At 71.4% G+C, this 1,925-nt stretch carries 2 protein-coding genes; one reads left to right on the top strand and one right to left on the bottom strand.

The annotated features are described in order from the left end of the window. Positions 1 to 265 precede the first annotated feature (265 nt). Positions 266 to 1,201: an acyl-ACP desaturase gene (locus VF825_RS15530; RefSeq protein ID WP_331114932.1), complete on the top strand. Its 936-nt coding sequence runs from the start codon at positions 266 to 268 to the stop codon at positions 1,199 to 1,201. Positions 1,202 to 1,301: 100 nt separating this feature from the next. Here VF825_RS15530 and VF825_RS15525 read toward each other — a convergent pair. Beyond that, positions 1,302 to 1,925 (bottom strand): GNAT family N-acetyltransferase (locus VF825_RS15525; RefSeq protein ID WP_331114930.1); only part of this gene is annotated, 624 nt, incomplete at its 5' end.

Below are 1,925 nucleotides of genomic sequence, written 5' to 3'. Positions count from 1 at the left end.
CGACTGGCCCACGCGGCCGAGGAGCTCGCCGCCCGCCGGGGCTCCTCCGCCGTCGTCGCGCTTGCGCCGCCCACGGGCAGGCCGCTGTTCACGTCGCTGGGCTACACCCCGGCGAGCAGCGTGACGTTCATGGTCTCCCCGGCACCGGTCATGGCGGCGAGCGCCTGAGCCGGTGCCGGCACGCCGGACCGGCCTGAGGGGTTGGCCGATTACTTACGCTCCCGTAACCTACGAGAGCGTAAGTAATCTGCTGGAAGGAACCCCCATGTCCCGTGTCTGGTCCCAGACCGACCTGCTCCGCGAGCTCGACCAGGTGGTCGAGGGAGAGCTCAACCGGCACACCAAGGTCGCCAAGGAGTGGTTCCCCCACGACTACGTCCCCTGGAGTGAGGGGCGCAACTTCGACGGGCTCATGGGCGGGGAGGCCTGGAGCGAGGACGACGCCGACATCCCCGACGTGGCCCGCTCGGCGCTCATCGTCAACCTGCTCACCGAGGACAACCTGCCGAGCTACCACCACGAGATCGCGCTGATCTTCGGCCGCGACGACGCCTGGGGCGACTGGGTGCACCGCTGGACCGCCGAGGAGGGCCGGCACGGCATCGCCATGCGCGACTTCATGCTGGTCAAGCGCCTCGTCGACCCGGTGGCGCTCGAGCGCTTCCGGATGCAGCACATGTCCCAGGGCTACGAGTCCGCCCACTCCGGGGAGCTGCTGCACTCCCTGGCCTACGTCTCCTTCCAGGAGCTGGCCACGCGCGTCTCGCACCGCAACACCGGCAAGTTCACCGAGGACCCGATGGCCGAGCAGCTGCTCGCCCGGATCGCCGCCGACGAGAACCTGCACATGATCTTCTACCGCAACCTGCTCGACTCGGCCCTGCAGGTCGCGCCGGACCAGACGATGCAGGCGATCCTCGAGGTCGTGAAGGGCTTCCAGATGCCCGGCACCGAGATCCCCGGCTTCCAGCGCAAGGCCGTCGAGATGGCCGTCGCCGGCATCTACGACCTGCGCCAGCACCGCGACGACGTGGTCATGCCGGTGCTGCGCTTCTGGAAGGTCTTCGAGCTCGAGGGCCTGTCCGCCGAGGGCGAGAAGGCGCGCACCGAGCTCGCCGAGTTCATGGACGGGCTGGAGAAGCAGGCACTGCGGTTCGAGGACAAGCGGGAGACGCTCAAGGCCCGTATGGCGTCCCGCTGAGTCCCAGCCCCCGGACCCGTCGCTTGACCGAACACCCCTCGGCCCGCGTTTCCGACCGCTGAGGCGGCCCGGACGCGGGCTGAGGCGTGTCCTGATGAGGTCAGGTGAGCGGCTTGTGCCAGGCGTGCATGGCGAAGATCGTCTCCAGCCCGGCCCGGCGGTAGACCCCGGGCGCGCCGGTCGGGTTGTCGCTGTCGACCCCGAGGCGGACCCTGGCGTAGCCCTCACGCCGGGCCACCTCGAAGGCGTGGTGCAGCAGTGCCGAGGCCACGCCCCGCCCGCGGGCCTGCGCCAGGGTGCCGAGCGACTGGATGTAGAGCGCGTCCTCGTTCGCCATGCGCCGGCTGGCGAGCATCACCGCGGCCGGCTCCCCGTCGAGCTCGGCCAGGAACCACAGGCTCGGGTCGAACCCGGCGCTGGCGCGCCAGCGGGAGAGGAAGGCGTCGTAGCCCTCCGGCTCCTTGCCCCAGTGCCCGGCGAAGCTCTCCTCCTTGAGCCGGTGCGCGAGCCGGGTGTCGTCCTCGTCCTCGAAGCGGACCGTCCGGACCGCCAGGCCGGGCACCGCGGGGCCGGGCCGCGGCGACGGGGGCACGTCCCCGCTCATCCGCCAGAACGTGCGCACCTGCTCGAAGCCGGCCGCCGCCAGCCGGCGCTCGTGGACCGCGTCGCCCTGGACCGACCCGGTGTCCAGCAGGGGCACCTCGCCGGACCACCCGGCATACCG

Source organism: Oryzihumus sp. (assembly GCF_036391795.1).
In the GTDB taxonomy this organism is placed as follows: domain Bacteria; phylum Actinomycetota; class Actinomycetes; order Actinomycetales; family Dermatophilaceae; genus Oryzihumus.
This window is presented reverse-complemented; position numbering and strand designations above follow the sequence as displayed.

Coding starts and splice junctions, on each gene's coding strand:
- VF825_RS15530 (WP_331114932.1), top strand. CDS start 266: ATGTCCCGTGTCTGGTCCCAGACCGACCTGCTCCGCGAGCTCGACCAG.